This window comes from Streptomyces sp. NPDC127098 (assembly GCF_042722465.1).
GTDB classification, from domain to species: Bacteria; Actinomycetota; Actinomycetes; order Streptomycetales; family Streptomycetaceae; genus Streptomyces; species Streptomyces millisiae.
In genome coordinates this window covers 1-24,982 of record NZ_JBHXFJ010000007.1, presented here as the reverse complement: position 1 = coordinate 24,982, position 24,982 = coordinate 1, and the positions used below count along the sequence as shown (strand labels likewise).

Sequence of the window (24,982 nt, the reverse complement as noted above, 5' to 3'; positions counted from 1 at the left end):
CCGATCCGGCGTGGGACCTCTCCTCCACGGTGTCGACACGAGATGGGCCGCCGGGACCGAGGCAGGCATGGAAGCGCTGTCACCACGACCCCGCGGCCGGCGCACACAGCAAGGTTCAGTACGCGAAGACGAAGGGCGAACCGAGCATGGGACGATCAGTCGCACTGCGACTCTATGCGGCGCTGGCCTTGATGGCCCTCGCCGTCGCCACCGTCGTGGTGGCGCTGTCGACGTCGGAGGCGTCGGCGGCGGCGGGCGGCGCCAGCGGGTACGCGACCCAGAACGGCGGGACCACCGGCGGTGCCGGCGGGCAGGTCGTCCGGGCCACCACCGGAACCGCGATCCACCAGGCCCTGTGCGGCCGGGCCAGCAGCAGCACGCCGATCATCATCCAGGTCGAGGGCACCATCAACCACGGCAACACCGCCAAGGTGTCGGGCGACAGCTGCAACACCGCCGCGGGGGTGATCGAGCTCAAGCAGATCAGCAACGTCACGATCGTCGGCGTCGGCAACGGGGCCGTCTTCGACCAGCTGGGCATCCACATCCGCGAGGCGAGCAACATCATCATCCAGAACGTGACCGTCCGGAACGTCAAGAAGTCGGGCTCCCCCACGTCCAACGGCGGTGACGCCATCGGCATGGAGAGCGACGTCCGCAACGTCTGGGTCGACCACGTCACCCTGGAGGCCTCGGGCGGCGAGGCGGAGGGCTTCGACGGCCTCTTCGACATGAAGGACAACACCCAGTACGTGACGCTGTCCTACAGCATCCTGCGCAACTCAGGACGCGGTGGGCTGGTCGGCTCCAGCGAGAGCGACACCTCGAACGGCTTCGTCACCTACCACCACAACCTGTACGAGAACATCGACTCCCGCACGCCGTTGCTGCGCGGTGGCGTCGCCCACATCTACAACAACCACTACGTCAGCCTCAACGAGTCCGGCATCAACTCCCGGGCGGGCGCGCGTGCCAGGGTCGACAACAACTACTTCGAGGACTCCAAGGACGTCCTCGGCACCTTCTACACCGACCAGGCCGGCTACTGGCAGGTCAACGGCAACACCTTCGACAACGTGACCTGGTCCGCGCGCGGCAGCGAGAACAACCCCGCAGGGCCCAACCCGACGTCCAACACCACCGTCAGCATCCCCTACTCCTACACCCTGGACGCCGCCAGCTGCGTGCCGAGCGTCGTCAGCCAGACGGCCGGCGCCAACAAGGGCCTGCGGGAGTCGGACGGCAGCTGCACGCCGACCAACCCCCAGCCGACCGACCCGCAGCCGACCGACCCCGAGCCCACGGACCCGGAGCCGACGGACCCCGAGCCCACCAACCCCCCGACCGGCACCAACCTCAGCCTCACGGCCGACTCGGACGGCAGCAGCAAGGCCAGCGGCACCAGCTACGGCAACGTGCGGGACGGCAACCTGAGCACCTACTGGTCGCCGAGCGGCTCGACCGGCTCCATCTCGATCAAGTGGGGCTCGGCCACCACCGTCTCCTCCGTCACCATCCGGGAGGCCGCGGGCTCCACCGGCGCCATCGGGTCGTGGCGGCTCGTCAACGCCGACACCGGCGCCGTCCTGGCCAGCGGCAACGGCGCGGGCGCCATCACCTTCCCGGCGACCTCGCTGCGCAAGATCACCTTCGAGATCACCAGCTCGTCCGGGACCCCGAGGGTCGCCGAGTTCGAGACGTACGCCGGGTAACACCGAACCCTCCCCCCACCCCCCACCCGGTCCGGGGGCCGCCGTCGGCCCCCGGACCGGTCCGCCACGCCCACGACCGCCCGAGCTGGTCCAGACCTCTTGTGAGCCGCGGGCCGGACCCCTACCCTCGCCGTAGCTCCCTCGGCGAAAGGTTTCCGTCAATGCATCTGGTCCCGGCGCCCAGGGAGCTCAGGCCCGCTCCGGCGGGCGAGGCCCCCTTCGTCCTCGGTCCCGAGACCCGGGTGGCGGCGGACGCGGCGAGCGGCACGACCGCCCGCTGGCTGAGCTCCGTGCTCGGGGCGGCGACCGGTCTCCCCCTGCCGCCGGCCGGCGCGGGCGGGGAGGGGACGGTCACTCTGCGGGTCGACGAACGGCTCGCGGCGCGCGGCCCCGAGGCGTACGAACTGACCGTGGACGCCACGGGGGTGCTGATCGAGGGCGGCGGCCCGGCCGGGGTCTTCTGGGGCGCGGGGACCCTGCGGCAGTTGCTCGGTCCCGCCGCGTTCCGGCGCGCCCCGCTGCACGACGGGCCCTGGACGGTGCCGCCGGTGCGGGTCGTGGACGCCCCCAGGTTCCGCTGGCGCGGCATGCTGCTCGACGTCGCCCGGCACTTCATGCCGAAGGACGGCGTGCTGCGGTACATCGACCTCCTGGCCGCCCACAAGCTGAACGTGCTCCATCTCCACCTCACGGACGACCAGGGCTGGCGGATCCAGATCAGGCGTTACCCGCGCCTCACCGAGGTGGGGTCCTGGCGGGCCCGCAGCAGGATCGGCCTGGGGGACGCGGCCTCGTGGGACGAGCGCCCGCACGGCGGCTACTACACGCAGGACGACCTGCGGGAGATCGTCGCCCACGCCGCCGCGCGGCACGTCACCGTGGTCCCCGAGATCGACGTGCCGGGACACTCCCAGGCGGCCATCGCCGCCTACCCCGAGCTGGGCAACGCGGACGTCGTCGACACCTCCGCGCTGGCTCCGTGGGATCGCTGGGGCATCAGCCGCAACGTGCTCAACGTCTCCGACGCGACGTTGGAGTTCTACGAGAACGTCCTCACCGAGGTCCTGGAGGTCTTCCCCTCCGAGTACGTCCACCTCGGCGGCGACGAGTGCCCCAAGGACCAGTGGCGGGCCAGTCCCGCGGCCCAACGGCGCCTCGGGAAGCTGGGGCTCGCGGACGAGGACGAGTTGCAGAGCTGGTTCGTGCGCCACTTCGACCGCTGGCTGGCCGACCGGGGCCGCCGGCTCGTCGGCTGGGACGAGATCCTCGACGGCGGCCTGGCGCCCGGCGCGGTGGTCGCGTCCTGGCAGGGCTACGCGGGCGGGGTCACCGCCGCCCGCGCCGGTCACGACGTCGTGATGTGCCCCGAGCAGCACACCTACCTGGACTGGCGGCAGGCCGAGGGACCGGACGAGCCGGTGCCGATCGCGCACGTGCGCACCCTGGAGGACGTCTACCGCTTCGAGCCGGTGCCCGACTCCCTGAGCGAGGCGGAGGCCGCGCACGTCATCGGCGTCCAGGCCAACGTCTGGACCGAGACGACGGACAGCGCCCGCGCCGTCGACTACCTGGCCTTCCCGCGCCTCGCCGCCTTCGCCGAGGTCGCCTGGCGGCCTCTGCCGCCGCCCGCCGAGCGGGACTTCGCCGACTTCGAGCGCCGGATGGACGCCGCGCACTACGCCCGCCTCGACGCGCTCGGCGTCGAGTACCGGCCGCCGTCCGGGCCCCGCCCCTGGCAGCGCCGCCCCGGCGTCCCCGGCCGTCCCCGGGAGGGCCGGCCGCCGGTGCGCTGATCGTCCGCCGGCTCGCCACCGCCGCCCGCGCCGCCCTGACGCGAGGTGAGCAGGAATTGTGTGGTAGTAATCATGCTCTGCGAACATCCGGTGAGGGGCGGGGAGTTGTCGTGGTGGGGGTTGTCGCGCGCCGGGTGTGGCCGCGCGTCGAGAAGCCCGGTGGCGAGGTGGCCGAGGCCGCGCGGCGGCAGGACTGGCCCGCGGTGCGGGACCTGCTCCTCGCCGTACCCGAGGGCGAGTGGGAGCCCCTGCTGCGCGGCCTGGGCGATGGCGAGGGCGTCCGGGAGTGGCTCGCCGAGGTGATCGAGAAGGAGCCGGAGCCGGCGCTCGCCCTGCTGGTCTCGGCCTCCTGTCACATCCACTGGGCGTGGGAGGCCAGGACCGACACCCTCGCCAAGTACGTGTCGGCGGAGCAGTTCCGACTCTTCCACGAACGGCTGCGGATCGCCGAGGAGCAGCTGTACGAGGTCGCCGAGCGGGAGCCCGCGTGGGCCGAGCCCTGGCATCTGCTGCTCATCACAGGACGGGGTCTCGAAGTGGGCCCGACCCCCGCCTACGAGCGGTTCGAGGCCGTCGTCCGGCGCCAGCCGGAACACCTCGGCGCGCACCTGCAGTACCTGCAGCAGGTGGCGGCGAAGTGGGGCGGCTCCGACGAGGAGATGCACCACTTCGCGTGGACCGCGATGACCGGGGCCCGGCCCGGCAGCCCGCTCGGCGTGCTGGTCGCGGTGGCCCACATCGAGTCGATGCTGGACCGCGGCGGCCGCCCGAGCCACTACTTCGGGCAACCCACCGTCCGCAGGGCCCTGCGCGAGGCCGCCGACCGGTCCGTGTGCCATCCCGACCACCGCAGAGGCCCGGAGTGGGCCTTCGAGTACAACGCCTTCGCGATGGTCTTCGCGCTCGGTGGCGAGACGCGCGCCGCACGACAGCTCTTCCGGGCCCTCGGCGGGCGCGTGACGGAGTCTCCGTGGCGGTATCTGTCGGTGGGCGCCGTCCCGGCCTACCGCCGCTGGCGCCACCGCTGCGGCGTGTGGTTCTGAGCGACACCCGACGACGGACCAGGGAACCGACATGACCGAGACACGCGCCTTCCAGGTCGACCTGCGGGGCCTGGTGGACCTGCTCTCACACCACCTCTACTCCAGCCCCCGGGTCTACCTGCGGGAGTTGCTGCAGAACGCGGTGGACGCGGTCACCGCCCGGGCGGCCGCGACGCCCGGCGCGCCCGCCAGGATCACCGTCCGCACCGGCGAGGTCCTCAGCGTCACCGACACCGGGATCGGGCTCACCGAGGCGGACGTGCACACCTTCCTCGCCACCATCGGGCGCAGCTCCAAACGCGCCGCGGGCGGCGGCCTCGACACGGCCGGGCTGGCCGCGGCCCGTGAGGACCTCATCGGCCAGTTCGGCATCGGGCTGCTGGCCTGCTTCGTCGTCGCCGACGAGATCACCGTCGTCAGCCGGTCGGCCGCCGAGCCCGGGGCCCCCGCCGTGGAGTGGCGGGGCCGCAGCGACGGCAGTTACACGCTGCGCGCCCTCCCGCCCGGGGCGGTCCCCGAGCCGGGCACCACCGTGCGGCTCACGCCGCGCGCCGACGCGGCCGAATGGACCGGCGCCGACCAGGTGCTCGCCCTGGCCCGACACTACGGAAGCCTGCTGCGCCACGACGTCACGGTGGTGGAGTCGGACGGCACCACCACGCGGATCAACGAACCGCCTCCGTGGGAGCGCGCGCACCGCACCCCGACGGCGCGGCGCGAGGCGCTGGCCGGGTACTGCCGCACCGTGTTCGGTTTCACCCCGCTGGACACCATCGACCTCGACCTCCCGGCGGCCGGCCTGCGCGGCGTCGCCTACGTGCTGCCGACCCCCGTCAGCCCGGCCCAGCGCGCCGAACACCGCGTCCACCTCAAGGGGATGCTGCTGTCCGAGCGTGCCGACGGGCTGCTTCCCGAGTGGGCGTTCTTCGTCCGCTGCGTCGTCGACACCACCACACTGCGCCCCACCGCCTCCCGCGAGTCGCTGTACGAGGACGCGACGCTCGCCGCCGTCCGCGACGCGCTCGGCGACCGCATCCGCGACTGGCTGGCCGGCCTGGCCGCGGCCGACCCAGAACTGCTGCACCGCTTCCTGGCCGTGCACCAGCTCGCCGCCAAGGCACTGGCCCGCTTCGACGACGCCCTCCTGCGGCTGCTGCTGCCCTGGCTGCCGTTCGAGACGACCGACGGGCAGGTCACCCTGGAGGAGTTCACCCGCGCGCACCCGGTGATCGCGGTCACCAGGACCGTGGAGGAGTTCCGCCAGGTGGCGCCGGTCGCCGGCGCGGTGGGGCTCGGCATCGTCAACGGCGGCTACACCTACGACCACGAACTGGTGCACCGGCTGCCCGAGATCCGACCGGGCAGCCAGGTCACCGACCTCGACCCGACGACCGTCACCGCCCACCTGGACTTCGCCGACCCGGCCGCCGAGCTCGCCGCCTCCGCGTTCCTCTCCCTCGCCCGGGACACCGTCGGCGCCCACGGCTGCGACGTGGTGCTGCGCAGCTTCCAGCCCGTCACCGCGCCCGCGCTGCTCCTCGACGACCGCGACGCCCGGCACGAACGCACCAGGGCGGACCTCGCCGCCCGCGCCACCGACGGCCTGTGGGGTGACATCCTCGGATCCCTGCGCGCCGACACCCCCCGTGCCCAGCTGGTCCTCAACCATCTCAACCCCCTGGTCCGCCGGGCCGCCACCATCACCGACCCGGGGCTGGCCCGCACCACCGCGGAAGCGCTCTACGGGCAGGCGCTGCTGGCCACCCGTCGGCCGCTGCGCGCCCAGGAGAGCGCCCTGCTGAACCGGGCGTTCCTCGGCCTGCTCGACCACGCCATGCACCACGAGGGCAACCCCCCACCGCGGCCGGCGTCGGCCGGCGGAGAGAGCACTGGAGAGTGACCGTGGAGACCCCCGAGGCGCTGCGCGCCGCGCTGGCCGAGAACGAGCGGCGCCCCTACGGCCTGCCGCGCACCACCACGGCGGAGAGCATCGTGGCGGCCGCCGAGCCGTTCGACGACCCCGCGCTGCTCGCCGACGCGCTGCTCCAGCTCATGACCGCCTATGAGTTCGCCGGCGAACAGCGCAAGGCGCCGGTGGCCTTCGCCCAGCTGCTCGAACTCCTGGACGGCAGCCCCGACGCCTTCGACGAGCGGCGGACCTTCGCCGTCCTGTGGCAGTTCAAGTGGGTGATCGCCGCCCTGATCCAGGTGCCGGACGTCCCGCTGACGGCGATCGAGCAGCTGATCGACCGGATGGCCGACCGGTACCGGGCCGCCGGCCACGGCCAGCAGCCCGTGGCCGCCGTTCGCCACCGCCTCGCCGCGCACACCGGGATCGGGCTGACCCGCGCCTACGAGCTGTGGGTCACCCGCCCCCGCGAGCGGCTCACGGACTGCGCGGCCTGCGAGACCCGCCGGCTCGCCCTGCACCACCTCGACGCGGGCGACGACGAACTCGCCCTCGCCACCCTTGACCCGGTCCTGGCCGGCGAGTCCTCCTGCGCCGAGGAGCCGCAGACCAGCGCCTCCCACGCGCTGCTTCCGCTGCTCCGCGCGGGCCGCGTCGACGACGCCAGGTCCCACCACCTCACGGCCTACCGCAAGGTGCGCGGCGTCACCGGGATGCTGGCGGAGATCGGGGAGCACCTGCGGTTCTGCGCGCTGAGCGGCAACGAGCCGCGTGGCCTCGAGGTGCTCTCCGACAGCCGCCCCCTGTTCGCCGCCACCGGCGCGCCGCTCGACCGGCTCGACTTCCTCACCGGCGTCGAGGTGCTGCTGCGCCGGCTCACCGAGGCCGGGCACGGCGGCCTCGCCGTGCCGGGCCCCGCCGGCACCGAGTGGACGGCGGCCGGCCTGGCGGACCACGTCGGCGCCGAGGCGGACGAACTGGCCGCGGCCTTCGACGCGCGGAACGGCACCGGTCACGTCGGCGACCGACGTCGGGCCCGCCTCGCCCAGGAGCCCGTGAACGCCGCCCCGGTACCGCTCGGCCTGCGCGCCGCCCGCCCGCTCCCGGCGGCCGCCGCCCCGGCCGCGACCGGCGAAGCGCCCGCCGCGGGCGAGGACCTCGCCGCCCTGGTGGCGCGGGGCAGGCGGCTCATGGACCAGGGCCACCCCGACCAACTCGCCGTCTGGGAGCGGGTGGCCGCCCTGGTAGAGGAGGCCGGGCCCGCGTCCCCCGAGCCGGACGACCGGCTGCGCGCGGACCTCGCCGCGCACCGCGCCCACCGCGAGCTGCGCGACGGCGACCGAGCCGCGGCCCTGGCCGCCGTGGCCACCGCCGCCGAGCTGTACACGGCGGCCGGCCTGGCCGGCCGGGCCCGCACCCACCAGGCCCGTGCCCTCACCCTCCGGGAGACCCCCGCGGCCGACGACGCGACCTGGGCCGAGCTCGCCGACCTCATCGCCGCCGACGCCGCGGAGCATCCGGCGCCGGAGCCCGGTTCCGAGGCCGCCCGTACCCGTCTGCACCTGCTCAACACCCGTACCTTCCTCGCCTTCCGGCCGCTGATCGAGGGCCGGGGTGAGCCGCCGGCCGGCGCGCGGGAGCGCTTCGCGGAGGCCAACGCGACGCTGCTTTCCGAGGCGACCCGGCTGGCCGTGCCGCACCAGGTGGCCTCCGCGCACCGCTACGCCGCCGACGTCGCCGCCCACGAGGGCCGTTGGGAGGCGGCCGTGGTCGACCTCAGGGCCTGCCTGGACGCGCTGGAGGCCGCCGACCGGCCCTGGGGCACCCCGATGCCGCAGTTCCTCCTGGCCCAGGTGCTGCGGCAACAGGGCAGGCCCGAGGAGGCGGTCGACCTGGCGCACCGTGCCCTGGCCGGCGCCGCGCGCCACGGCGACCCCGACTTCCCGACCGCCGTCGCGCACACCGTGCTGGGTGGGCTCTCGGCGCAGACCGGCGACCTGACGGGCGCGATCACCCATCTCTCCCAGGCGGCCGACCGGTTCGAGCGCGACGGCGACCACGACGGCGCCGCCGGCGCGCGCTTCGATCTCAGCGAGGCGCTGGCCCGGGCCGGCCAGCACGCGGAGGCCGCCACCGTGCTGGAGTCGGCGCTGGACGCCGATCCGGACCGGCTCGACCCACGGCTCGCCGCCCAGCTCCGGCTCAGCCTGGGCCACCGCCTCACCGCGGCCGGCGAACACCGGGCCGCCGCCGAGGAGTTCCTGCGGCTGGCGGACACCCTCGCCAGCTGGGAGGAGGACCGGCACCTGCACACCATGGCGGCCGGCGAGGCGGCCACCGCGCTGCTCAGAGCGGGCAGCACGGAGGCCGCGGACGCCGCCTACCGGCGGATGCTCTCGCTGCACGAGACGGCGCCGCACCCGGAGGCCGTCCTGGGCGCGGCCCGCGCGTTCGCCGACCGGGCGGCGCCGGACGAGGCGCTGGCCCATCTGGCGACCGCCGACGGGCTCGTCCCCGCGCTGCCGCCGGAGGCCCGCTGGTACGAGACGGGCGTCAACCGCGACCTGCGGGCCCGGGTCCTGGCCCGGGCCGGTCGCCCCGAGGAGGCGCTCTCCGCCGCCGAGTCAGCCGTCGCCGCCTTCGCCGAGGGCGGCCAGGACGGCGAGCGGGCCCGCGCCGAGGCGAGCCGCGTCGCGGCGGTCCTGGAGGCCGACCAGCTGGACCGTCGTGACGCCGCGCTGGCCCGCCTGGCCGAGACGATCGGCCGCTGCCGGGCCGCCGGGGACCGGGAGACCGTCGAGATCCTGGAGCGCCTGCGGGCCCGGATCGCCGGCTGATCGGGCGCCGTACGGCCCTCGTTCCGACGTCGTCACCGGGTCATAGTTGACTCGACTCGACGAAAGGGGCCGGTGTGCCGGAGCAGCAGTGGATATCCGCCGAGGACCGGGTCCTCCTCGCGGCGCTGATGGACGAGGTCGTGCCCGCGGACGACTTCCCCTCGGCGTCGCAGGCCGGGGGCCTGGCCTTCGTCATGTCGGTCCTCGCCGAACGGCCGGACTGGCTGGGGCGCGTGACGGACGTCGTGCGGCGGGGGCGTGCCAGCGAGCACTGGGACTGGTTCGCCGAACTGGTCGCCGGTGGCTACTACGCGGACGAGGGCAACGGGGGCAACGCGGGTGCGGCGTCCTGGGCGATGGTCGACTGGCGTCCTGAACCGGCCGGTGGGTGGGGGGTCGCGGTACCCGTGCCGGAGGCCGCCCCGGCGACCGTTCACCCGAGGGACCTCGCCGACCGCTACGACGCGATCGTCGTCGGCTCGGGGGCCGGCGGCGGCGTGGCCGCCTGCGGCCTGGCGGAGGCGGGCCGCACCGTGCTCGTCGTCGAGGCCGGGCAGTGGCCGGGGATCGCCGAGCTCGCGCGTGACCACCTCAGGAACCCGCGCTCCGACTGGGGGTTGGCGCCCCGCTCCGGCCCCTCGGACGACGCCGGCCCGCGCGTGCTGGACGACGGCCGCCGACGCCTGCTCGTTCGCCCGACGGAGGGCGCCTGGCACAACAACGCGTTCACCGGCGGTGGCGGAACCCGCGTCTACGGGGCCCAGGCGTGGCGCTTCGCCCCGCTCGACTTCACGATGGCCACCGCGTACGGCGTCCCGGCCGGCAGCGCGCTGAGCGACTGGCCCATCGGCTACGAGGACCTCGCGCCCTACTACGAGCGCGCGGAGTGGGAGATCGGCGTCAGCGGGGGCGAGGACGACGGCCGTTGGGCGGGTCACCGGGCCCGCAGCCTGCCGATGGCGGCGCTGCCGGCGGGGCCCACCCGCGACCGTCTTGCCGCGGCGGCCGCCGCGCTTGGCGTCTCGACCGTGCGGGTGCCGCTGCTCGTCAACTCGCGGGAGTACCTGGGCCGGCGGGCCTGCGCCGGGTGCGGCCTGTGTGTCGGCTTCGCCTGCCCCGTGGACGCGAAGAACGGCAGCCAGAACACCATGCTGACGCGGGCCTTCGCCACCGGCCGGGCCACGGTCCTGCTGGAGACCCGCGTCGCCCGGATCAGAACGGACGGCGCCGGCCGGGTGGTCGGTGTCACCGTCGTCGGGACCGTCGACGGCGTGGCGTGGCGGCGGGACGTCGACGCCGCGGAGGTGGTCGTCTCCGCCGGCGCCGTCGAGTCCGCCCGGCTGCTGCTCAACAGCCGCAGCGACCGCGAGCCGAACGGGCTCGGCAACAACAACGATCTCGTCGGACGGCACCTCCAGGGCCACCTGTACGGCGGCGCGATCGGGATCTTCGACGACGTCGTGGAGGACCTGGTCGGTCCTGGACCGTCGATCGCGACGACGGACTTCCGGCATCGGAACGGCGATCTGGTCGGCGGCGGGATCATCGCGAACGAGTTCGTCCCGACCCCCTCCAACGCCTTCCGCTACCTGGTCGGCGCCGGCTTCGTCCCCAGGACCGGCCTGGAGAGCAAGCGGGGCGTGCGGGAGCTGGTCCGCCGCAGCCTGCGGCTCATGGGGCCGATCCAGGAGGTCACGGTCGCCGACGCCCGGGTCCGGGTGGACGACGGCGTGGTCGACCGGCACGGCGTGCCCGTCGCCCGACTCAGCGGCGGGGTGCACGAGGAGGACCTGCGGGCCCGGGACTTCACCAGCCGCATGAGCGGCGAGTGGCTGCGCGCCGCCGGCGCCAGGGACGTGTTCGAGTACCGGTTCCCGCACCGCGGTCCTTCGGGCGGTCAGCACCAGGCGGGCACGCTCCGGATGGGGCACGCTCCGGCCACCTCGGTGGTCGACTCCTTCGGCCGGGTCTGGGGCCACGAGAACCTCCGCGTCATGGACGGTTCGGTGCACGTCACCAACGGCGGCGTCAACCCGGTGCTGACCATCTTCGCCACCGCCCTGCGCAGCGTCGAGCAGATGACCGGACAATGGCGGTCGCCCTGACCCCGCGGCCACGCGCCGCCGATCCGGAAGGCACGCCCCCATGCGCACCCTGTACGTCGTCACCCATCCCGAGGCGACGCACCACGTCGAGCGGGTCGTCGGCGGCTGGCACGACTCGCGGCTGACGCCCGCCGGCGTCCGCGCGGCGGCGGCCGTCGCCCGGGCCCTGCGGGAGCGGGTCCCGGCCGGGGCGGAGGTGGAGCTGTACTCCTCGGACCTGCTGCGGACCCGGCGGACAGCCGAGGAGATCGCCGCGGTGTTCGGGGTGACCCCGGTCCTGGACCGGCGGCTGCGGGAGAAGTCGTACGGGGAGGCCGGGGGCAGGCCGCAGGAGTGGCTTGACCGGCGGTTCGTCCCGCCGCCGGCCGTCGGGGAGCGCCTCGAACACGACGAGGGCGTGCCCGGCGCCGAGACCAAGGGGGCGTGCGCACGGCGGGTCTACGCGGCCATGGACGAGATCCTGGCGTGCCCGTGCGAGCACCAGATCGTCGTGACGCACGGGGGCTCCCAGAACTTCGTCGTGGCGTCCTGGATCGGGATGCCGGTCGAGTCGGTCGGCTACGCCAGCTTCCGGGCGCCCGCCGGCAGCATCACCACGCTGCGCGAGGACGACTTCTTCCACAACCGCCAGGTCGTCGCCCTCGGCGACACCCGGCACCTCGAGTCCGTGGACGCCGGCTGATCGCCACCCGGGCGGGGCCGGCGGATGGGGACATTTACGATGGTGGGCATGTTCGCGCCCGCCCGTCTGCTCTGTCTCGCGCTCTTCGCGAGCTCGGCGTGGTGCGTCGACGAGGGTCTCTGTCGCCGCTGAGCGAGCCCCGGCCCCGCTTCCGCGGCCTCTCCCCCACCCTTCCCCACCCGAGCACGCCTCATGGAGTCCTCCGTGACCACCACCTCCCCGCCCTCCCCAGGACCGGCCGCCGACGTCGAACCACGACGGCGGCCCGCCGCGCTGCTGTCCCCGCTCCTCACGCCCTCCCCCACCAGCGCGCCGCCGCCCGAGGCGCCGGAGGCGCCGCCCGCGCGGCGGATACCGCTCGCCGTCTCGGCGCTGCTCGGCGCCGGCCTCAGCACCTATGTGTTCGCCGCGCACGGCGCCAGGCCCGGGGTCCTGCTCCTGCTCGGCCTGGGGCTCGGCTTCGCGCTCTTCCACTCCCGGTTCGGCTTCACCTCCGCCTGGCGGCAGCTCGTCGCGGTCGGCAACGGCACGGGGCTGCGCGCCCACGCCCTGCTGCTCGGCACCACCGCGACCCTGTTCGCGCTGATCATCGGCACCGGAACCGGACTGTTCGGCTCGCAGCCCGCGCCGTCCGCCGGACCGCTCGGCGTGGGCCTGCTGCTCGGCGCCTTCGTCTTCGCCATCGGCATGCAGCTCGGCGGGGCCTGCGCGTCCGGCACGCTGTTCGCGGTCGGCTCGGGCCAGTCCTCGATCGTGCTCACACTGGGCGGCTTCATCGCAGGATCGACGATCGCGGCGTGGCAGTTCGACCTCTGGCGCGACCTGCCCGCCCTCGACCCCTTCCTGCTCTCCGACCACGTCGGCTGGTTCGGCTCCTGGGCGGTGACGATCGCGGCGCTCGCGGTGATCGTGGTGGTCTCCCGCGTCGTCCAGCGCCGCCGCACCCCGCCGCCGACCGGCGCCGTCCCCACCAGCCGTGGCGGCCTGGCGGCCCGCGCGCTGCGCGGCTCCTGGCCGCTGGCAGCCGGCGCCGTCGTGCTGGCCGCGCTGGGCGCCGGGGTCCTGCTGGTCTCCGGCGGCGCCTGGGGTGTGACCAGCGCGTTCGCGCTGTGGGGCAGCGAGGCACTGAGCCTGGTCGGCGTGCGTCCCGAGAGCTGGTCCTTCTGGCAGCAGCCGGGCAACGCCGACATGCTGGCCGGTCCGGTCCTCGCCGACAAGAACAGCCTCACCGACATCGGCATCATGATCGGCGCCGCGGTCGCCGCCTCCCTGGGCGGCACCTGGGCCCTGCACCGTGGCATCCCGTGGCGCACCGCGGTGGCCGCCGTCCTCGGCGGCGTCCTGATGGGCATCGGAGCCCGGCTGGCCGGCGGCTGCAACATCGGCGCCTACCTCGCCGGCATCTCCTCCGGCAGCCTGCACGGCTGGATCTGGGGTGCCACCGCCCTCCTCGGCACCTGGGCGGGACTGCGGCTGCGCCCGCTGTTCGGCCTCGCCAACCCCAGGCCGAGCGACGGGGTCTGCTGATGGCGGACTGGGAGACGCGGGCGGCCTCGGCGGCGGACGTCGAGGCGTTGGCCGACATCCGGGCCGAGGTGATGCGACCGGATCTGGAGCGGCTCGGGCGGTACGACGAGCAGCGGGTCAGACAGCGGCTGCGGGACGCGTTCGTGCCGGAGCACACCTGGGTGATCGAGGTGGGCGGCGCCCTCGCCGGCTGCGTGGCGCTGCGCCCGGCCGAGGACTGCCGCTGGCTGGAGCACTTCTACCTGGCGCCGCACCTGCACGGCGCCGGCATCGGCACGGCCGTGCTGCGCGGGCTGCTCGAACGGTGCGACCGCGACGGCGTCCCGGTCCGGCTGAACGTGCTTCAGGGGAGCCCGGCCCGGCGGCTGTACGAGCGGCACGGATTCACCGTCGAGGGCGAGGATCCGGTGGACGTGTTCATGGTGCGCGAGCCGGAACCCGTCAACGTGGCCTGAAATCAGGGGACATAACCGTTTGATAACGGGGCACCCGAACGGGAGAAAGCGGACCAACCAACCCGGGCACACCGACCGGAGGAGGAAGGACCATGCAACTCATCTGGACCCTGCTCGCCGTCGTGACCGGCGTGCTGTGCGCTCTGTTCGTCCACAGTGCCGTCGTCGACCTCTTCGACACCGAGCTGATGGCCGCTCTGATCGGGGCGGCGCTCGCCGCCGCCAGCGGGGCGGTGGCGCGCTCGTCCTGGCACCGGAGTCAGCCAGCCACCGCCGGCCGGTACTGAGCGGCGGCCTTCCGGCCGCGGAGCTCCCGTTCCCGCCGTGCGGAACACGCCGGGGGCCCCTCCCGAAAGGGAGGGGCCCCCGGCCTTCGTGGGCCGCCGACGTGCGGGCGGGCGTTCGGCGGCTACCGGTCACGCTGGTTCCGCAGGGAGTCCCGGACGCCCTTGGCCTTCTCCCGCGCGCTCTCCGCCGCGCCCCGCAGGCCACCCCTGGTCCGATCGGTCCTGCCCTCGGCCCGCTTGCGGTCGTCGCCGGCGATCCGGCCCAGCATCTCCTTCGCCCTGCCCTTGGCCCTGTCCATCGCGCCGTCGTTCATGTCGACACTCCCTTCGTCCAGGCACGCCACTTTCGTCACGGTAACCGGCGGGTGCCCCGCCGGCATCCGGAGCGGCGCGGGTGCGACCCCCGTGGCTCCCGGCGGCACCGCGCCGCCGCGGAGGCCGCACCCGACGGACCGCCGCCGGTTCGTCTCACCGATCACGGCCCGCCGAAACATCCGCGCTCTTCCGGGCCCGGTGGTGGGCGTGGGAGCCGGCGTACTCGTCGCGGCGCCTGAGCATCACCGCCAGCATGAGCGGGAACATCGCCACGTGCGCCACCATCATCACGGTCATGCCGTCGACGGCGCCCGCCCACAGCAGCGGGAACAGGGGCACGAGGGGGGCGAACATGGCGCCGCACATCTCCAGCGTCGGCCCCCAGGCGTGGCCGCGGAAGCGCATCCACAGCGCCATACCCACCGACATGTCGAACGCCATGCGCAGGGAGGCGAGTTCGGGATCCTGGTCGTGGGAGAGGTCGAGGCCGGCGGCCGCCCACAGCGGGGCGAGCGCGAACATCCCGACGAACATCCCAACGAACATGGCGACGACCATCTCGACGTAGTGCAGCGCGAACCGCCGCCGGCTCCGCCGCGGTCGCCGGAGGTCGGAGTGGATGTCGGAGTGGGTGTCGGAGTCTGTCGTGGAGCTGGTGGTACGGGTACTGGTCATGTCCCAACCGTTCCGTCGGTCCAGGGACTTCGTCCCGGCTCCGAGGGGAACAGGACCGAATACTTGGGTTCCCCGTCCTTCCGCCGTAGGGTCGTGCCGTGACCGGACGACGGGTGGTCGTGGTCGGGTACCACGCCGCGGAGTTGCTCGACATCGCCTGCGTGACGTCGAGCCTGATCATGGCGAACCATCACGGCGCCGCCCCGCCGTACGACGTGTCGCTGGCGACGCCCTCGGGGCTGCCCGTCACCTGCGCGACGGGGCTGACGTTGCAGGGCCAACAGGCCATCGAACGCGTCACCGGGCCGCTGGACACGCTGGTCGTCTCCGGGGGGATCGGCCATGAGGAGGCGGCCGCCAGCAGGGTGGTCGTCGGCCATGTGCGGCGCCTGGCGCGCGAGAGCCGCCGGGTCGCCTCGGTGTGCACGGGCGCGGAGATCCTCGCCGCCGCCGGACTGCTCGACGGCCGACGTGCCACCACCCACTGGGAGTACGCGCCCGAGCTCGCGGCCCGCCATCCGGCGGTGACCGTCGACGCCCGTCCGATCTTCGTCCGGGACGGGAACGTCGCCACGGCCGCCGGCGTCACCAGCGCGCTCGACCTGACCCTCGCCTTCATCGAGGAGGACCACGGGGCCGCCCTCGCCAGGACGGTGGCCCGCTACCTGGTGACCTACCTGCAACGGCCGGGCAACCAGGCGCAGATGAGCATGTTCACCGAAAGCCCGCCGCTCGGTGACGGGCTGGTCAGACGGGTCGTCGAGTACGTCACCGGCCACCTGGGGGCCGACCTGGCCACGGCCACCCTCGCGGCGGGCGCGGGGGTGAGCGAGCGACACCTGACGCGGCTGTTCCTGAAGGAGCTGGGCGAGACCCCTGGCCGCTTCGTACGCCGGACCCGCGCCGAGGCCGCGGCCCAGCTGCTGGCCGCCACGTCCCTGCCCATGTCCGCCATCGCCACCCGCTGCGGTTTCGGCTCCGCGGAGACCCTTCGTCAGGCGTTCGTCGACCACTACGGCATCCCACCCTCCCGCTACCGCCTGACCCAGGCGAGCGCGCTCCCCTCCGCCGCCGGGACCGCGAACACCGCCTGAACGCCCGGGCATTCGGCATGTCGAGCACGTTCGCCATCGGGCCAGGACGGGATCACGCGGCCGGATAGGCCAGGAAGAGCAGCGCGGCGAGCAAGCCGCCGGCGATCGGGCCGACGACGGGGACCCAGGAGTAACCCCACTGCGCGGCGCCCTTGCCCTTGATGGGCATCAGGAACGCGTAGGCGATCCGGGGACCCAGGTCACGGGCCGGGTTGATGGCGTACCCGGTGGGACCGCCCAGCGAGGTGCCGATCACGATCACGACGAAGGCCACCCCGGCGTAGCCCAGCGCGGAGTTGCCGAAGTCCGGGATGCCGTCCTCGGTGGCCCTGAAGACGGGCGAGAACAGCACGAACGCCACCAGCACGAAGGTGCCGACGGCCTCGGAGACCACGTTCCAGAGCCGGTCCGGGATCTGCGGGGCGGTGGCGAAGATGCCCAGGGTGCCGCCGGGCTCCGGGTGGTCGTCGAACTGGAGCTTGTAGGTGGCCCAGCAGAGCAGCGCGCCGAGGACGCCGCCGAGCAGCTGGGCGACCAGGTAGACGGGCACGTCCGCCCACTCGGTCCGGTCCGCGACGGCCAGGCTGAGCGTGAGCGCCGGGTTGAGGTGGGCGCCGCTCGGCGCGGCGACGCTCGCACCCGCGAAGACGGCGAAACCCCACCCGATGTTGATGAAGAGCGGGCCGCCGCCGTTGCCGTTGGTCCTCCGTAACACGTGGTTCGCGACGACACCGGTGCCCAGCAGTATCAGCACCGACGTCCCCAGCAGCTCCCACAGGAATATCGAGCCCGCGTCCATCAGTTACCCCCGAGTTCTTGCGGCTCGCGGCCGGTCGCCGTGGCGAATTTTCGCGACCCTACTGCATCATCGGAGATCGTTCCAGAGTCCGCGTCGAGGGTTCCGGGACGTCAGTGCCCGCCGTCGTGTGCAGGTGCCCATGGCCGGCTCGGCGAAAACCGATCCGGGGTCAGGGAAGCAGCGGAAGCCTTCCGACCAACCTGTCGACGCGGTTGCGCGGGCCGATCAGACCGACCGCGCAGTAGGTCAGATCAGCGGCCTTGGTACCGGAGAGCCGCTCCAGGTACTGGTCGTAGACCCGCACCTGCTGGGCGAAGACGGGCATGTCGACGACGAGCACGTCGTCCTTCCCGACCGCCTTGTCGCGCAGGGCGCTCAGCGTCGCGGAGTCGGCGGCCAGGACCGAGCAACCGCCCCAGGGCAGCCCGGTGTGGTGGTGCCCGTCGGCGTCCTCGCCGTCGGCTCCCAGGAGCGCGGGCATGCGCCGGCCGACATAGGCGGCGACGCAGGCCGCGGCGTTGGCCTGCCGCCCCGGCGGGAGGGCCTCGTCGACCACCAGGACCCACTTGAGCCTCGCCTGCCGGGTGGAACGGTCGGTGCGGATGTCCTCGCTGGTCAGTTCGGGTGCGGACATGGCTGGCTCTCCCGGTTCGTAGGGGCGGACTGGCGTGCGACGGCGACCGTCCCCGCGGGTCCGTGGTTCCGTCGCCACAGGGCCCATAGGTTAGATATTCGTGCGAGCCAGCGAGTCGTACAGCGAACTTCCTCAGGCAGGTGAACGGAAACATGGAACTTGATGCGGTGGACCTCGCCCTGCTGCGGGAGCTGCAGAACGACGCACGGCAGACCAACCGCGACCTGGCGGCGAAGACGGGGGTCTCGCCCTCGACGTCGCTGGAGCGGGTGCGGCTGCTGCGGGAGCGGGGCCTCATCACCGGCTACCACGCGGCGCTCGACCTGACGGCGGTCGGGCGCCCCGTGCAGGCGCTGATCTCGGTGCGGATCCGGCCCCCGGCCCGGCCCGTCATCGAGGGCTTCCGGGAGTGGGCGCAGCGGCTGCCGGAGGTCATCGCCATGTTCGTCACCTCCGGCGCCTACGACTTCCTCCTGCACATCGCGGTGCCGGACGTGAACGGCGTGTACGCCTTCGTCATCGACCGCCTGACGGAGCGGCGGGAGGTGGCCGACGTGCAGACGATCCTGGCCTACGAGCACGTCCAGTCCCGGGTCATCGCCCCGGCGGACCCCGCCCCCGAGCGGCCACGGCCCACGCGCCGGGCCCGGTGACCGGGGGGGGAGGCCGGCCGGGCGCGGGTAGGAACTCCCCGCACGCCAACCCGACCCCGACCGCACAGAGAAGAGCGATGAACCCACCCCTGGCAGAACCGCCGGCGACGAGCGGCGGCACCCCGCGCCCGAAGGACGAGGAGCTGGCGCGCCGGCGCGCGGCGGTCGGCGAACTCGGCCACGAGCTCCGGGCCCTGGTGGACGCCGCCGTGCGCACCACCGCGCCGGACGAGACGCTGCGGCACGTCGCGGACCACGTCCGCCGCCTCACCGCGGAGTTGACGGGCGGCGGCCAGCGGGTGCGGGCGGAGATCCCGACCGTGGACGAGTTCCCCGGCGGGCCGCGGATGTACAGCCCGGTCACCGGCCCCGGCAGCCCGCTCGCCCCGCCCGTGGAGGTCGTCCCGGCCGCCGCCGGCCTCGTCGGCCGGTGCGTCCTCGGCATCGCCCACGAGGGCCCGCCCGGCTACGCGCACGGTGGCATGAGCGCCATGCTCCTGGACGAGCTCATGGGCCACGCCTGCGCGGCGGCCGGTACGCCCGCCATGACCATCTCCCTCCGACTGCGTTACCAGGGCCCCGTCCCGGTGGGCACGCCGCTGCGGATCGCCGCCCGGATCGCGCGGACCGAGGGCCGCAAGCTCCATGTCGACGGCTCGATCGCCACCGAGGCCACCCCGGACACCGCGCTGGTGACCGCCGAGGCCGTGTTCGTCGCCCCCGATCCGGCGCGTCTCCGCGCCCTGTTCCCGCACCTCCCGGCCACACCGTGAGCCTCGGCCCCGCCGGCCGGGCGGTGTCGCGGGGTTCCGTGCGGGCGGCGCGGGCCCCTACCTTTCTGTGTCATGTCGACCAAACCAGGATTACCTTCCCGGCGCGGCGTGCTGCGCACCGCTGCCGCCGCCGGGGCGATGGGACTCGCGGCCCGGATACCCACCGGGTCGGCCGCCGCGGACGGCGCGGCGCCGAGCCTGCCGGGCGGCCTGACGGCCCACCGCTCCCCCTACCTCAACTGGGCGGGCGAGATCGCCCACCCCGGCCTGTGGACCTGCGCGCCACGCACCGCGGCCGAGATCGTCGACCTCGCCAACTGGGCCCACGCCGAGGGCTGGCGACTCCGGCCCCGCGGCAAGGCCCACACCTGGTCGCCGCTGACCATCACCCCCGACACCGCCCCCGACGCCCGGGTGCTGCTGGTCGACACGACGGCGCACCTGACGGCGACCGAGCTCGTGCCACCGCCCGCCGGGGCGCCCGGCGCGGTCCGGGCCCAGACCGGCGTGACGCTGGAGACGCTGATGGGGTTCCTCGCCGAGCACGGGCTCGGCGTGACCAACACCCCCGCGCCGGGTGAGCTGACGCTCGGCGGCACCCTCGCCATCGACGCCCACGGCACCAGCGTCCCCGCCGACGGCGAGACCGCGCGCCCCGGCCACACCTACGGCACCCTCAGCAACCTGGTGCTGGCGGTGACCGCCGTGGTGTGGGACGAGGCGAGCGGCGCGTACGTGCTGCGCACCTTCGAGCGAGGCAGGGACCCGGAGTGCGACGCGCTCGCCGCGCACCTGGGGCGGAGCTTCGTCGTGGAAGCCGTGCTCCAGGCGGGCGAGGAGAGCGCGATGCGCTGCGTCAGCCGGGTCGACGTGCCGGTCGACGAGCTGTTCGCCGCGCCCGGGAGCGCGGCGGCCGCCGGCGGGCGGACGTTCGCCGACTTCCTGGCCGCCGGCGGGCGGGTGGAGACCATCTGGTTCGCCTTCACCGACCGGCCCTGGCTCAAGGTGTGGAGCCTGAGCCCCGAGAAGCCGGCCACCTCGCGCCCGGTGCTCGGGCCGTACAACTACCCGTTCAGCGACTCGGTGCCCACCGCCGTGTCCCGGCTCGCCGGGCAGCTGGTGGCCGACGCCGCCTGGTATCTCGCGCCGACGCTGGGGGCGTTGCAGTACACCGTCGCGGCGACCGGTCTCACGGCGACGCTCGCCGGCGATCTGTGGGGTGCCTCGCACCACCTGATGTTCTACCTGCGGCCGACCACGCTGCGGGAGACCGCCAACGGCTACGCCATCCTCACCCGGCGCGCGGACGTGCAGCGGGTGATCTCGGAGTTCGCCGGCTTCTACCGGGAGCGCCTCGAGGCGTGGGCGCGGGAGGGGCGGTTCCCGGTGAACGGGCAGGTGGAGATCCGGGTCGGCGGTCTCGACCAGGCCGCGGACGTCGCGGCGCCCGGGGCCAGGCCCCCGCTGCTCTCGGTGGTCCGCCCGCACCCGGACCACCCCGAGTTCGACTGCGCGGTCTGGGTCGACGTGCTGACCCTGCCGAGCACGCCCGGGGCGGCCGAGTTCTACCGGGAGCTGGAACGGTTCTGCCTGACGACCTTCGACGGCGGCCACGCGCTGACCCGCGTCGAGTGGTCGAAGGGCTGGGGCTACACCGACACCGCGGCCTGGGCGGACCCGGAGGTCATCGGCACGGTGGTGCCGGCGTCCTACGGCGAAGGCCAGTGGGCCGAGGGCGTCGAGACGCTGCGCCGCCTCGACCCGCACGGCGTGTTCGGCAACGCGTTCCTCGACGGGCTGCTCACCCCCTGATCAGGCGCGCGCCGCGAGCCGGCTGCCGATCAGGACCATGCGCAGGGCGCGTTCGGCGGCGTCCGCGAGGAACTCCCCGCCGCGGGCCAGTGCCTCCGGCAGGCCGACGGGTGCGGGCAGGATGCCGCTGTAGGCGTCCACGCCGGTCAGGTGGAGCTCCCTGGCGCCCTCCCCGATGGTGCCGGCGAGCGCCAGCACGGGCACGCCGTGCGCCCTGGCGCGGCGCGCCACCTCGCCGGGGATCTTGCCGAACGGCGTCTGCGCGTCGAGCGCGCCCTCCGCGGTGACGACGAGGTCGGCGCCGGCGAGCGTGGCGTCGAGGTCCAGGTGGTCGAGGAACACCCGGAACCGTGGCTGCAGTCGGGCGCCGAGCGCGGCCAGGCCCGCCCCGAGGCCGCCGGACGCGCCGGTGCCCGCGCCGCCGCGGAGGTCCACGTCCAGCGGACCGAGGTCGCGTTCAAGGATCTCCGCCCAGTGGTCGAGGGCCGCCGAGAGTTCCTCGGTCTGGGCCGGGGTGGCGCCCTTCTGCGGGCCGAAGACGCGGGCCACGCCGCGCGGTCCGCACAGCACGTTGTGCGGGTTGACCGCGACGGTGATCTCGGTGTCCTTCAGGCGGGGGTCGAGGCCCGTGGCGTCGATCCGCGCCAGGCGGCGCAAGGCCCCGCCGCCCGGGGGCAGTTCACGGCCTCGGGCGTCCAACAGCCGGGCGCCGAGCGCCTGCAGGGCGCCGGCCCCGCCGTCGGAGGTGCCCGAGTCGCCGCAGCCGACCAGGACGCGTCGGGCCCCCGTGTCGAGGGCGGCGCGGAGCAGTTCGCCCACGCCACGGGTGGTGGTGGCGGTCGGGTCGCGGCGGCCGGCCGGGACCAGCGCCAGGCCGGCCACGGCGGCCATCTCCACGACCGCGGTGCCCGGCGCGCCCGGGGCGTCAGGCAGGAGCGCGAAGTGGGTGTCCACCGGATCGCCGACCGGTCCGGTGGCGAGCCGCGGGACGAGCCGGCCGCCGGCCGCGGCGGCCAGCGCCCGGGCCGTGCCCTCGCCGCCGTCGACCAGCGGCAGCAGGTCGACGACGGCGTCGGGCACGGCGCGCAACAGGCCCTCGGCGATGGCCTCGGCGGCCTCGGCGGCGGACAGCGACTCCTTCATGCCGCTGGGCGCCACGACGAATCGGTACACGGTTGTCTCCTCGTTGTCCTCGGTTGTCTCTCAGGGCGCGACGCCGAGCAACGGCCACACGGCGAGCGCGAACGCCAGGACCAGGGCGGCGGTCAGCGGTCCCAGGACGGCGGACAGGCGCAGCAGGTCACGGGGCGTGTAGGTGGGGGTGTCCGGCACGTCGGCGAAGAGCGCCACCGGCTTGGCGGAGGCGGGCAGCGTGTGGCAGAAGCCAGCCGCCGCCGTGGAGGCCAGGGCGGCGGCGACCGGGTCCACGCCGCAGGCGGCGGCGGAGGCGACCACCAGGGGCACGAGGACGCTGGAGCGCGCGGAGCGCGACTGGAGCACCAGGTGGGCGGCGGTGCTGACCGTGACGACGACGGCCAGGAAGAGCCAGGCGGGGACCGTGGCGTCGCCCGGCAGTCCCGACGTCAGCCAGCCGGCGGCGCCGGAGTCGGCCAGCGCGACGCCCATCGCCATGGTGGCCGCCATGAACAGCAGCAGCGACCAGGGCACGGTGGCCAGCGCGTCCTTCAGCCTGATGGTGCCGAGGGCGGGCGCGGTGATGACGACGGCCCCGATGAGCGCGACCAGCGCGGGCGGCACCCCGTGCAGGGGCTCGCTGCACCACAGCAGGACGACGCTGGCCAGCAGCCCCGCGCAGCGGGTCTCGGCCTGGCTCAACGGTCCGGTCACCCGCTGCTCGGTGTGGCGTTGGATGTCCTCGACGGCGAGGTGGACCGGGCCGCGACGGTCGGCGCGCCGGGTGGTGGTCAACAGGACGACCTCGGCGGCGAGGTGGGAGGAGACCACGGCCAGCGGCAGCCCGAGCAGCAACCACTCGTGGAAACCGATGCGTTCGCCGGTGCTCTCCCAGAGCACCGAGACGGTGATGAGGTGGGCGCCGGCGCCGATCAGGGTGGCGACGGCGGACAGCAGGATGACGGTGGGGAAGAGCAGCGCGAGGGCGACGACGAGCCGGGGGCGGCCGGCCAGCGCCCGGGCGAGGGCGAGGAAGACGGGCAGCGCGAGGGCGGCCCGCCCGGAGGTCGCGGGGATCGCGAAGGCCGTGACGACGAGGGCCGCCGTGGTGAGGTGCGTCAGCTGCCGCACGGTGCGCGCCCCGGTGACGAGGAACGCGGCGGCGCGGGCGGCAAGGCCGCTGCGGGCCACCGCGGCGGCCAGCACGAAGGCGCAGATCAGCAGCCAGACGGTCTGGTCGCCGAGGGTGGCGAACAGGGTGTCGGCGCTGACCACGCCGGTGATGGTCAGGGCGAGGCCGGCGCCCAGCGCCACGTAGGTGTCGTCGATGGGCGTGCCGATCCAGGCACAGGTGGCCAGGGCGAACACCACGAGCGTGAGGCGGGCGTCACCGCTCAGGCCGGGGAAGTTGGTCGGGACGAGCAGCAGTCCGCACACGCTCAGCGCCACGCAGAGGGTGGCGGCCTGCCGGTTGGTGAGGGTCACCCGACCAGTGTTCGAACCGGCGGTGAGCCGTGGATGAACCGTTCATGAGAGACACTTCATCTAGGTCCTGTCCGGCTGCGGCAGCCGGTATCCCATGCCGCGGATGGTCTCCACCCGGTGGGCGCCCAGCTTCTTGCGGAGCGCCCGCACGTACACGTCGACGATGTTGGAGCCGGGGTCGAAGTCGTACCCCCAGACGTGGGAGAGGATCTGTTCCCTCGACAGCACCTGCCCGGGGTGGCGGAGGAAGAGTTCGAGGAGCACGAACTCCCGCGCCGACAGGTCGACCAGGGACTCCCCGGCGCGGGCCCGGCGGGTGCGCAGGTCAAGGCTGAGGTCGCCGCAGCGCAGCACCGTCACCTCCGGGGCGCGGGCCGCGGTGCGCAGGCGCAGCCGCACCCGGGCCAGCAGTTCCTCGAAGCGGAAGGGTTTGGTCATCCAGTCGTCGGCCCCGCCTTCGAGCCCGGCCACGGTGTCCCGCACCGAGTCGCGGGCGGTCAGCACGATCACGGGGAGGGTCACCCTGGCCTCCCGCAGCTCGCGCAGCACCGTGAAGCCGTCCCTGCCCGGCAGGCCGATGTCGAGGACGACCAGGTCGAATCCGCCGCCGCGGGCCTGGCCGAGCGCGGTGTCGCCGTCGGAGGCGACGGTGGTGACGAAGCCGTTGGCCCGCAGGCCCTTCTCGACGAAGGACGCGATGCGTTCCTCGTCCTCGGCGATGAGGATGCGGTTCACTCCGACTCCTGAAGACGCTGGGCGTGCTGGCTCTGCTGGACCGGCAGGACGAGGACGAAGGTGGCGCCGCCGCCCGGCGTTGGCCGGTGCTCGACCCGGCCGTGGTGGCCCCGGGCGATGGCCCGGACGATGGACAGGCCGAGTCCGGCGCCGCCGCGCTCGCCGCCGCGCCGGGTGGTGCCGCGCCGGAAGCGTTCGAAGATGACCTCGGCGTCCCGCGGCGCGACGCCGGGCCCGGTGTCGGCCACGTACAGCTCGACGTCGCCGGCCACGAGCCGCGAGCCGATTTTGACGGTCTGGCCGGGGCCGGTGTGCTGGACCGCGTTCTGCGCGAGCTGCACCATGGCCTGGGTGACGCGCTGGGCGTCCAATGCCACCTCGTGCTCGGCGACCTCGGGCAGCTCCCAGCGGCGGTCGCCGAGCGCCCTGGCCTTGACGAAGACGTCGGCGGTGAGCTCGGCGAGTTCGACCGGGGCGGCGCGGACGAAGTCGGGGCGTTCCGCCGTGGCGAGCAGCAGCAGGT

22 protein-coding genes are annotated in these 24,982 nt (G+C 74.3%); 14 read left to right on the top strand and 8 right to left on the bottom strand.

The window, feature by feature from the left end; genetic code table 11:
* The first annotated feature begins 146 nt into the window (after window positions 1-146).
* From ACFWI8_RS07015 to ACFWI8_RS06970, 10 genes are all read left to right on the top strand, one after another.
* Window positions 147-1,712: a pectate lyase gene (locus ACFWI8_RS07015; RefSeq protein WP_387086773.1), complete on the top strand. Its 1,566-nt coding sequence runs from the start codon at window positions 147-149 to the stop codon at window positions 1,710-1,712.
* A 161-nt stretch (window positions 1,713-1,873) separates the two neighbouring features.
* Complete coding sequence (locus ACFWI8_RS07010) at window positions 1,874-3,505, top strand: beta-N-acetylhexosaminidase (protein ID WP_387086772.1); 1,632 nt, start codon at window positions 1,874-1,876, stop codon at window positions 3,503-3,505.
* A 110-nt stretch (window positions 3,506-3,615) separates the two neighbouring features.
* Window positions 3,616-4,548, top strand: coding sequence for a hypothetical protein (locus ACFWI8_RS07005; protein WP_387086770.1), 933 nt, complete (start codon window positions 3,616-3,618; stop codon window positions 4,546-4,548).
* Window positions 4,549-4,579: 31 nt separating this feature from the next.
* Window positions 4,580-6,448, top strand: coding sequence for an HSP90 family protein (locus tag ACFWI8_RS07000; protein ID WP_387086768.1), 1,869 nt, complete (start codon window positions 4,580-4,582; stop codon window positions 6,446-6,448).
* A complete protein-coding gene (locus ACFWI8_RS06995) occupies window positions 6,445-9,294 on the top strand; it encodes a tetratricopeptide repeat protein (RefSeq protein ID WP_387086766.1) in 2,850 nt (949 codons plus the stop codon). The genes ACFWI8_RS07000 and ACFWI8_RS06995 overlap by 4 nt, the downstream gene beginning before the upstream one ends.
* Window positions 9,295-9,368: 74 nt before the next feature.
* Entirely contained in the window at window positions 9,369-11,399 is a 2,031-nt protein-coding gene (locus tag ACFWI8_RS06990; protein WP_387086764.1) for a GMC oxidoreductase, read from the top strand.
* A gap of 40 nt (window positions 11,400-11,439) precedes the next feature.
* A complete protein-coding gene (locus ACFWI8_RS06985; protein WP_387086762.1) occupies window positions 11,440-12,081 on the top strand; it encodes a histidine phosphatase family protein in 642 nt (213 codons plus the stop codon).
* A 204-nt stretch (window positions 12,082-12,285) separates the two neighbouring features.
* Window positions 12,286-13,608 (top strand): YeeE/YedE family protein, encoded by a 1,323-nt coding sequence (locus tag ACFWI8_RS06980; RefSeq protein ID WP_387086760.1) that lies wholly within the window; start codon window positions 12,286-12,288, stop codon window positions 13,606-13,608.
* Window positions 13,608-14,063: a GNAT family N-acetyltransferase gene (locus ACFWI8_RS06975; RefSeq protein WP_387086758.1), complete on the top strand. Its 456-nt coding sequence runs from the start codon at window positions 13,608-13,610 to the stop codon at window positions 14,061-14,063. Before ACFWI8_RS06980 ends, ACFWI8_RS06975 begins: the two co-directional genes overlap by 1 nt.
* A gap of 92 nt (window positions 14,064-14,155) precedes the next feature.
* A complete protein-coding gene (locus ACFWI8_RS06970; RefSeq protein WP_387086756.1) occupies window positions 14,156-14,350 on the top strand; it encodes a hypothetical protein in 195 nt (64 codons plus the stop codon).
* A 122-nt stretch (window positions 14,351-14,472) separates the two neighbouring features.
* Here the strand turns inward: ACFWI8_RS06970 and ACFWI8_RS06965 are convergent, their stop codons facing one another.
* Window positions 14,473-14,664, bottom strand: a complete 192-nt coding sequence (locus ACFWI8_RS06965) for a CsbD family protein (RefSeq protein WP_387086754.1) — start codon at window positions 14,662-14,664, stop codon at window positions 14,473-14,475.
* A gap of 154 nt (window positions 14,665-14,818) precedes the next feature.
* Window positions 14,819-15,340, bottom strand: a complete 522-nt coding sequence (locus tag ACFWI8_RS06960; protein WP_387086752.1) for a hypothetical protein — start codon at window positions 15,338-15,340, stop codon at window positions 14,819-14,821.
* Window positions 15,341-15,438: 98 nt separating this feature from the next.
* On the opposite strand from ACFWI8_RS06960, the gene ACFWI8_RS06955 reads away from it, so the two are divergent.
* Complete coding sequence (locus ACFWI8_RS06955) at window positions 15,439-16,434, top strand: GlxA family transcriptional regulator (protein WP_387086750.1); 996 nt, start codon at window positions 15,439-15,441, stop codon at window positions 16,432-16,434.
* 52 nt (window positions 16,435-16,486) lie between these two features.
* Here the strand turns inward: ACFWI8_RS06955 and ACFWI8_RS06950 are convergent, their stop codons facing one another.
* Together ACFWI8_RS06950 and ACFWI8_RS06945 are read right to left on the bottom strand one after the other, a co-directional pair.
* Window positions 16,487-17,233, bottom strand: coding sequence for an MIP/aquaporin family protein (locus ACFWI8_RS06950; RefSeq protein WP_387086748.1), 747 nt, complete (start codon window positions 17,231-17,233; stop codon window positions 16,487-16,489).
* A gap of 169 nt (window positions 17,234-17,402) precedes the next feature.
* The gene (locus ACFWI8_RS06945) at window positions 17,403-17,867 is read right to left on the bottom strand and encodes a DUF2000 domain-containing protein (protein WP_387086746.1); all 465 of its coding nucleotides are present in this window, start codon (window positions 17,865-17,867) and stop codon (window positions 17,403-17,405) included.
* Window positions 17,868-18,019: 152 nt separating this feature from the next.
* On the opposite strand from ACFWI8_RS06945, the gene ACFWI8_RS06940 reads away from it, so the two are divergent.
* From ACFWI8_RS06940 to ACFWI8_RS06930, 3 genes are all read left to right on the top strand, one after another.
* Window positions 18,020-18,520: an Lrp/AsnC family transcriptional regulator gene (locus ACFWI8_RS06940; protein ID WP_387086744.1), complete on the top strand. Its 501-nt coding sequence runs from the start codon at window positions 18,020-18,022 to the stop codon at window positions 18,518-18,520.
* Window positions 18,521-18,597: 77 nt separating this feature from the next.
* Window positions 18,598-19,293, top strand: a complete 696-nt coding sequence (locus tag ACFWI8_RS06935) for a PaaI family thioesterase (RefSeq protein ID WP_387086742.1) — start codon at window positions 18,598-18,600, stop codon at window positions 19,291-19,293.
* 72 nt (window positions 19,294-19,365) lie between these two features.
* Complete coding sequence (locus tag ACFWI8_RS06930; RefSeq protein ID WP_387086740.1) at window positions 19,366-21,105, top strand: cholesterol oxidase substrate-binding domain-containing protein; 1,740 nt, start codon at window positions 19,366-19,368, stop codon at window positions 21,103-21,105.
* Here ACFWI8_RS06930 and ACFWI8_RS06925 read toward each other — a convergent pair whose 3' ends face one another.
* The 4 genes from ACFWI8_RS06925 to ACFWI8_RS06910 all read right to left on the bottom strand — a co-directional run.
* A complete protein-coding gene (locus tag ACFWI8_RS06925; RefSeq protein WP_387086738.1) occupies window positions 21,106-22,278 on the bottom strand; it encodes a glycerate kinase in 1,173 nt (390 codons plus the stop codon).
* Window positions 22,279-22,308: 30 nt separating this feature from the next.
* Entirely contained in the window at window positions 22,309-23,724 is a 1,416-nt protein-coding gene (locus ACFWI8_RS06920; protein ID WP_387086736.1) for an SLC13 family permease, read from the bottom strand.
* Window positions 23,725-23,784: 60 nt separating this feature from the next.
* On the bottom strand, window positions 23,785-24,459 hold the full coding sequence (locus ACFWI8_RS06915; RefSeq protein ID WP_387086734.1) for a response regulator transcription factor: 675 nt from the start codon (window positions 24,457-24,459) through the stop codon (window positions 23,785-23,787).
* Window positions 24,456-24,982: sensor histidine kinase (locus ACFWI8_RS06910; RefSeq protein WP_387086732.1), on the bottom strand; the 527-nt coding region annotated here is incomplete at its 5' end. The genes ACFWI8_RS06915 and ACFWI8_RS06910, both read right to left, overlap by 4 nt.

What these genes read in the sequence shown, in the direction of transcription:
- ACFWI8_RS07015 (WP_387086773.1), top strand. Translation starts at nt 147, where the DNA reads ATGGGACGATCAGTCGCACTGCGACTCTATGCGGCGCTGGCCTTGATG.
- ACFWI8_RS07010 (WP_387086772.1), top strand. Translation starts at nt 1,874, where the DNA reads ATGCATCTGGTCCCGGCGCCCAGGGAGCTCAGGCCCGCTCCGGCGGGC.
- ACFWI8_RS07000 (WP_387086768.1), top strand. Translation starts at nt 4,580, where the DNA reads ATGACCGAGACACGCGCCTTCCAGGTCGACCTGCGGGGCCTGGTGGAC.
- ACFWI8_RS06985 (WP_387086762.1), top strand. Translation starts at nt 11,440, where the DNA reads ATGCGCACCCTGTACGTCGTCACCCATCCCGAGGCGACGCACCACGTC.
- ACFWI8_RS06975 (WP_387086758.1), top strand. Translation starts at nt 13,608, where the DNA reads ATGGCGGACTGGGAGACGCGGGCGGCCTCGGCGGCGGACGTCGAGGCG.
- ACFWI8_RS06970 (WP_387086756.1), top strand. Translation starts at nt 14,156, where the DNA reads ATGCAACTCATCTGGACCCTGCTCGCCGTCGTGACCGGCGTGCTGTGC.
- ACFWI8_RS06965 (WP_387086754.1), bottom strand. Translation starts at nt 14,664, where the DNA reads ATGAACGACGGCGCGATGGACAGGGCCAAGGGCAGGGCGAAGGAGATG.
- ACFWI8_RS06960 (WP_387086752.1), bottom strand. Translation starts at nt 15,340, where the DNA reads ATGACCAGTACCCGTACCACCAGCTCCACGACAGACTCCGACACCCAC.
- ACFWI8_RS06950 (WP_387086748.1), bottom strand. Translation starts at nt 17,233, where the DNA reads ATGGACGCGGGCTCGATATTCCTGTGGGAGCTGCTGGGGACGTCGGTG.
- ACFWI8_RS06945 (WP_387086746.1), bottom strand. Translation starts at nt 17,867, where the DNA reads ATGTCCGCACCCGAACTGACCAGCGAGGACATCCGCACCGACCGTTCC.
- ACFWI8_RS06940 (WP_387086744.1), top strand. Translation starts at nt 18,020, where the DNA reads ATGGAACTTGATGCGGTGGACCTCGCCCTGCTGCGGGAGCTGCAGAAC.
- ACFWI8_RS06935 (WP_387086742.1), top strand. Translation starts at nt 18,598, where the DNA reads ATGAACCCACCCCTGGCAGAACCGCCGGCGACGAGCGGCGGCACCCCG.
- ACFWI8_RS06930 (WP_387086740.1), top strand. Translation starts at nt 19,366, where the DNA reads ATGTCGACCAAACCAGGATTACCTTCCCGGCGCGGCGTGCTGCGCACC.